Origin of the sequence: Hoskinsella mucinilytica (assembly GCF_045223415.1) — a bacterium.
Taxonomy (GTDB): Bacteria; Bacillota_I; Bacilli_A; order Erysipelotrichales; family Erysipelotrichaceae; genus Hoskinsella; species Hoskinsella mucinilytica.
The window spans coordinates 1-6,509 of record NZ_JBEQZJ010000078.1 but is presented as its reverse complement, the minus strand read 5'-3'; the positions used below and the strand labels follow the sequence as shown (position 1 = coordinate 6,509).

The following is a 6,509-nucleotide window of genomic DNA, read 5'->3' as shown; positions in this document are numbered from 1 at the left end:
ATTATGTTAGATAAATAGAAAAAAAGATATATCGTTTTTATATGGTGAATCATGATCATATTTTATTCATGATTCATGAGTAAAAGTAATAATATTCATATAAACCATAAGAAAAAGAAAAAATGAAAAATAGATTAAAGTCCTATAAATAAAGCGTTATTCGATAATATATATATGTTTAACAATAAAAATATATAAAATTATCTATTTAAAGTATATACAAAAAATGTAAGCGGTATTATAATGATGGCGTAAAAGAAAAAGGAGGAGAACTTATGAGTTCAAAAAAAGATGCCGTCATAGGTAAGGTTAACGGCATAGCCCAGTATATGGGTAAACAGATTTATTTCAGAGCAATGAGGGATGCATTTGCGATGGTAGTACCTTTCTTGGTATTAACGGGATTTGTCATCTTATTCAACAACGTCATTATTGATCCTGCTGGGTTTATGAGCAACTGGATTGATCCGGCGACTTTGACAACGGCGCAAAACTTTGGCGCAAAAATTACAAATGGTACGATGAATATTTTATCCATACTTATCGTAATCTTGATTTCTTATAGTCTATCCGTTAGTAGAAAGGCTAAAAATCCAATTATTCCGGTTGTAGTTGCAGTGGCTTGTATGATTACACTGATGCCTACAAGTTTGGATATCATTCCGACAGGAGCTGAGGATGCGGTAAAGGTAAGTGGTGTATTGTCCTATTCATTAACAAATGCTGGTGGTATGTTTGTGGCAATCTTTACCGGATTATTTGCGACAGAAATGTTCTTAAAACTATCCGGGGTCAAAAAGCTTCAAATCAATATGTCAGGTAATATTCCTGCTGCAGTCATTACAACCTTTAACTCCTTGATTGCTGTTATGTTGACCATCTGTTCCTTTGCATTTGCTTCCTTCCTGATTTTGATCTTGACAGGATATGAGATTCATCAAATTATCATCAATGTCATTCAGGCACCATTGATTCACCTTACAACAAGTCTTCCTGGCTTCCTTATCCTTTGTATGTGTACCAATTTATTGTTCTTCTTCGGTATACATGCCGGTGGTATCATCAATCCGATTTTGGAACCACCTTTGCTGGTAGCGATGCAACAAAACGTAGAAGCGTTTGCTGCACATCAAGATATTCCTAATATCATCGTATTGCCATTTCGTGATCTATATGGTCACTTGGGAGGAACTGGTAGTACCATTGCATTATTGATCGTTATCTTTATGTTAAGTAGAAGAAAAGAACATAAAGAATTTGCGAAAATGGTAATTCCGACTAGTGTCTTTAACATCAATGAACCAATCGTATTCGGCTTTCCGATTCTATTTAATCCATTTATGTTAATTCCATTTGTATTCGGGCCACTACTGTTATTTACGATTGCTTATTTTGCGACTTACCTGGGTCTGGTATCACCGATCGTCGCTTATGTACCATGGTCAGTTCCACCGCTTATTAATGGATATTTGGCTAGTGGAGGAGATATCAGAAATGTCATTCTTCAATTGATATTGATCGTGATTCAGGTTCTGATTTATATACCATTCTTAAAATTATATGAACGCTCTATGGATATCATGGATGCACAACGAGAAGAAATACAAGAATAAAAAGAAAGGAAACATTAAAAATGAAAAAAATATTATTAGCTTGCAATGATGGAATGTCTACCGGTTATCTTACAAATAAAATGAACGATTATATCAAAGCAAATGGATTAGATTATGAAGTACGTGCCATCCCCGAAACGACGATCGATCGTGAATGGGAAAATTCAGATTGTATCTTGTTAGGGCCTCAAGTCGGTTATATGAAGTCTGAAATTAAGAAACGTATTCATGATGCTAGACCGGTTGATGTGATCAATCCCGTTGATTATGGTCGTATCAATGCAGAAGCAGTTGTGAAACAAGCTATCAAATTGATCGAGGGGAAATAAAGATGGAAGGCTTAGAGTTAAAAAGCTTTGAGTTGATCTCTTCTGCGGGTATGGCAAAATCTTGTTTTCTTGAAGCGATACAATTGGCTTATGAACATAAGTTTGAAGAAGCAGATAAGAAAATGGAAGAAGGTAATGAAGCCTTTATCCAAGGTCATCAAAGCCATGCCGGTTTGATTCAAACAGAAGCCATGGGGGATGCGGTATCCATGACGTTATTATTGACACATGCTGAGGATCAAATGATGAGTGCGGAGATCATAAAGTTGATGGCAAAGGAATTGATTCGATTATATAAGAAGACAGGTGATGAGAATGAAGCGAATCATTAGCTGTAGAGCATCTGATTTTGCATCAGGATGTACTAGAGAAGAATTAAAACAGGCGATTCTTGCAAGTGAGGGTCGTGTCATCATGGCACAAACAGCCGTAGAGAATGAATGTATGATTGGTGGCGTCAGTAATGCAGAGTTATTGGCATGCTCTGCAGCTGATATGATCTTATTAAAAGTCATTGATGTGGAACATCCTAGAATTGAAGGCATAGCGCCTTGTGATGATCCAATCAAAGAGTTAAAGAAATTAACAGGAAGATTGATCGGTATCAATTTAGAAATTGTCGGTGCTCATCATCTACAATATGAAAAAGGTACAACGTTAAGTAAACAAACCTTAGAAGCTGCGATTCGTTTACATCCTGATTATCTTTGTCTAACAGCATATCGTAATAAAGAAGGAAACGATAGTGAAGCAGTGTTAGAAGCCATTGAATTTGTCAGAAAAAGCTATGATGGATTATTGATATTGAATCGATATGTCAATGCCCTTGAGCTAGAGGAAGAAACGTACTGGGAGCGTTATATCTGTGCCGGGGCTGATGTTTTAACACTACCGATGCCGGGAAGTGTTGCGGGTATTTATGTTGAGAATCTTGCGAAAACAGCAATGCGAATCAAACGTGCCGGTGGATTGGTCAGTATGTCTGTAGCTACGTCACAGGAAGGGTGCGATACAGACACGATGAAGCTATTGGCGATACAAGCAAAGCAGGCAGGTGCGGACATCTATGATTTCGGAGATGCCAATACCAATGGGATACCTGCGATTGAAAATGTCATGGCATTATCCATTGCGGTAAGAGGAAAACGTCATACCTATTTTAGAATCGGTAGTTCTATCAATCGATAAGGAGAAGGATATGTTAACATTAGGTTATATAGGAAGCGGTAAAAGTACGAATCGATATCATATACCATTCGTACAACAAAGAAAAGATAAATTTAAGATCAAAACGATCTACAGTCCACATGCGCTATCTTCAAAATGGGATAAAATAGAAGATGTCTATTATACGGAGCAGGTGGAAGAGATCATGCAAGATGATGCGATTGATGTGATCGTTGTTTGTACCCAACCGGATCATCATTATGAATATGCTAAAATGGCATTGGATCATGGCAAGCATGTATTGGTAGAAAAGCCATTTATGATGACTTATGCACAAGCGAAAGAAATCTTTGCTTATGCCAAAGAGAAAGGGAAACTTGTGCAATGTTACCAAAACAGAAGATATGATTCTGATTTCTTAACCGTTCAAAAGGTCATCGAAAGTGGGAAACTGGGTGAGTTGTATGAAGTAGAAATGCATTTTGATTATTATCGTCCGGAAACACCTGAAAATTCGAATGAATTCAAGTTTTATGATAGCTATTTATATGGACATGGTTGTCATACATTGGACCAAGTAATATCTTACTTTAAACAACCGGATAAGGTTATGTATGATGTTCGTTGTCTTTGCGGTAAAGATAAAATGAATGATTACTTTGATTTAGATTTATTTTATGGAAATCAATTAAAGGTTTCGGTAAAATCAAGTTATTTCAGAATCAAACGTAGACCAAGCTTTGTCGTTTATGGAAAAAAAGGCATGTTTGTAAAAGAACATGCAGATAAGCAAGAGGCCGATCTAAAGAAATTTTATATGCCACATCATTCAGATTTCGGTAAAGATGTTGAGGAAGATTATGGTACCATCACTTATATGGATGAGCATGGATACCATGAAGAAAAGGTAATCAGTGTTCCCGGTGATTATGGAAGAGTCTATGATGCTTTGTATGAAACTTTGGTAAATGGAGCCCCTTCTAAGGTACAAGAGGAAGAAACCCTTTGTGTCATGAAACTATTGGAAACAGGCACGACCTTATGTGAGAAGCAATATCAGTAAAGGATTGCCTTGCTTTTCAAACATATAATGATTTCAATGTAAAAATATAGTTTTATGGTGTATAATAATAGATAAGTGAGGTGAAGATGCATGACACCAAAGTATATGAAAGTGTATAATGCAGTGAAGCAGGATATTAGCCGTAACGTATATGATGCCAATGATATGCTTCCCAGTGGAGAAGAGCTTGCCAATCTATATGACTGTAGTGTTTTGACCGTTAAGAAAGCACTGGATAAGTTGGTAACAGAAGGCTATGTCGTAAGAAAACGAGGATTGGGAACGTTTGTAAAGAAAATTGTTCAGGGTGATGCATCGAAAAATGCCGGTGTGAATGAAATCTATACAACCAGAAGAGATTTGATTCGACCGGGATTTACCTCAATTGTAGAGCGATTCGATATCATCAAAAGTGATGAGGATATGGCAAAAAAGCTGAATATTCAACCCGGAGATTTTGTTTATTATATCATTCGTGTACGGTTGTTTCATGATCAACCTAGAATCGTTGAATATACGTGGATGCCGATCAATGTCATTAAAGATTTGAAATTGAAAGATGTAGAGGGTTCTATTTATTACTACATCACAAAGGTATTGAATCTTAAAATTCAGAGTGCACATGTATCGATCAATGCAGTAAGACCTAATGACATAGAAAAGAAGTATTTAAATATGAAGGATACTGATTTTGTCTGTGAAGTCTTACAAACCGCATTCTTAGATAATTCACAGATCTTTGAATACTCCATTGCACATCATATACCTGAATATTTTGAATTTGAAACAACCGTAATCAAAGAACTATACTGAAAGGAGCTGCGTTATGTATTTTGAACAAAGTAAAGGATTTCCAAAAGACTTTCTCTGGGGCAGTGCTTCTGCTGCTTATCAAATCGAAGGTGCCGCACAGGAAGATGGCAAAGGAATGAGCAATTGGGATACGTTTGTACGTATCCCAGGCAAGACATTCAAGGCAACCACAGGTGATTTGGCTGTCGATCATTATCATCGTTTTAAAGAAGACATTGCATTGATGGCGGAAGCCGGATTGAAGACGTATCGTTTCTCAATCGCATGGACAAGAATCATTCCTGATGGAAACGGAGCGGTGAATGAAGCAGGCTTAGCGTATTATGATGCGATCATCAATGAATGTATCAAGTATGGTATTGAACCAATGGTAACGGTTTATCATTGGGATATGCCTCAGGCTTTACAAGATGCCTATGGTGGTTGGGAACATAGAAATATTGTTCAGGATTATGTACGTTATGCGACCATCTTATTCGAACACTTTGGTGATCGAGTACATTATTGGATTACCATGAATGAACAAAATATCTTTACGTCTTTAGGTTGGTTGACAGGAATGCATCCACCGGGAAAGATTCAAGATCAAGCAACCTTTTATCAGGTAAACCATCATGCGAATATGGCGCATGCTTATAGTGTATTGGAATTGAAAAAACGATATCCAAATGCTCATGTAGGCGCAAGCTTTGCATATTCTCCTGGATATGCTTTGGATTGTGATCCAATGAATGCTATGGCAAAAGCAGACTATGATGATCTACAAAATTATTTCTGGATGGATGTCTATGCATATGGTCGCTATCCGAAAGCAGCCATGCGTTATTTAACTAGTCAAGGCATTCATATCCAAATGGAAGCTGATGATGAAAAGATCATGAAAGAAGCAGCCGGTTTTATTGATTTCATGGGAGTCAATTATTATCAGACTGCAGCAATTCAATATAATCCTATTGATGGAGTCGGTATCAGTTTAGAAGTAAATACAACTGGAAAAAAAGGTACAAGCAAGGAAGAAGGTATACCGGGCTTATACAAAAAACCATCCAATCCATATTTGAAAAAAACAGACTGGGATTGGTCCATTGATCCGATGGGAATTCGTATGTGCTGTCGAGATATTACAAGTCGTTATGATCTTCCTATCGTTATCAGTGAAAATGGCTTAGGTGCTTTTGATAAGTTGGAAGAAGGAAATGTCATTCACGATCCATATCGTATTGCTTTTCTGGAAGCACACTTAAAAGAATTGAAAAAAGCCTGTGATGACGGATGTGAAGTATGGGCTTATTGTACATGGTCTTTCACAGATTTATTAAGTTGGTTAAATGGCTATCAGAAACGTTATGGGTTTGTATATGTCGATCGTGAAGAAGATGATGCCACAGCGAAATTAAATCGATATAAGAAGGATAGTTTTTATTGGTATCAAAATGTCATCAAGACAAATGGAGAGAATTTATAGTATAGAAATCATATAAGATTTCCTTAAGGGATGGTCGCTGACGATCCTGAAAGGGAATC

General features: G+C 36.9%; 7 protein-coding genes. All 7 read left to right on the top strand.

The window, feature by feature from the left end:
• Positions 1-275 precede the first annotated feature (275 nt).
• The 7 genes from UGRO018_RS17235 (at position 276) to UGRO018_RS17205 (ending at position 6,450) form a co-directional block, all read left to right on the top strand.
• The gene (locus tag UGRO018_RS17235; RefSeq protein ID WP_416327751.1) at positions 276-1,613 is read left to right on the top strand and encodes a PTS sugar transporter subunit IIC; all 1,338 of its coding nucleotides are present in this window, start codon (positions 276-278) and stop codon (positions 1,611-1,613) included.
• A 20-nt stretch (positions 1,614-1,633) separates the two neighbouring features.
• Positions 1,634-1,942, top strand: a complete 309-nt coding sequence (locus UGRO018_RS17230; RefSeq protein ID WP_416327750.1) for a PTS sugar transporter subunit IIB — start codon at positions 1,634-1,636, stop codon at positions 1,940-1,942.
• A 2-nt stretch (positions 1,943-1,944) separates the two neighbouring features.
• Positions 1,945-2,274, top strand: coding sequence for a PTS lactose/cellobiose transporter subunit IIA (locus tag UGRO018_RS17225; RefSeq protein ID WP_416327749.1), 330 nt, complete (start codon positions 1,945-1,947; stop codon positions 2,272-2,274).
• Positions 2,258-3,130, top strand: a complete 873-nt coding sequence (locus UGRO018_RS17220; RefSeq protein WP_416327748.1) for a DUF7916 family protein — start codon at positions 2,258-2,260, stop codon at positions 3,128-3,130. The genes UGRO018_RS17225 and UGRO018_RS17220 overlap by 17 nt, the downstream gene beginning before the upstream one ends.
• Positions 3,131-3,140: 10 nt before the next feature.
• Positions 3,141-4,172, top strand: coding sequence for a Gfo/Idh/MocA family oxidoreductase (locus UGRO018_RS17215; protein ID WP_416327747.1), 1,032 nt, complete (start codon positions 3,141-3,143; stop codon positions 4,170-4,172).
• Between the two features lie 90 nt (positions 4,173-4,262).
• On the top strand, positions 4,263-4,985 hold the full coding sequence (locus UGRO018_RS17210; RefSeq protein WP_416327746.1) for a GntR family transcriptional regulator: 723 nt from the start codon (positions 4,263-4,265) through the stop codon (positions 4,983-4,985).
• 13 nt (positions 4,986-4,998) lie between these two features.
• Positions 4,999-6,450 carry a glycoside hydrolase family 1 protein gene (locus tag UGRO018_RS17205; protein ID WP_416327745.1) on the top strand — a complete coding sequence of 484 codons (1,452 nt, stop codon included), beginning with the start codon at positions 4,999-5,001 and terminating at the stop codon, positions 6,448-6,450.
• Positions 6,451-6,509: the final 59 nt, after the last annotated feature.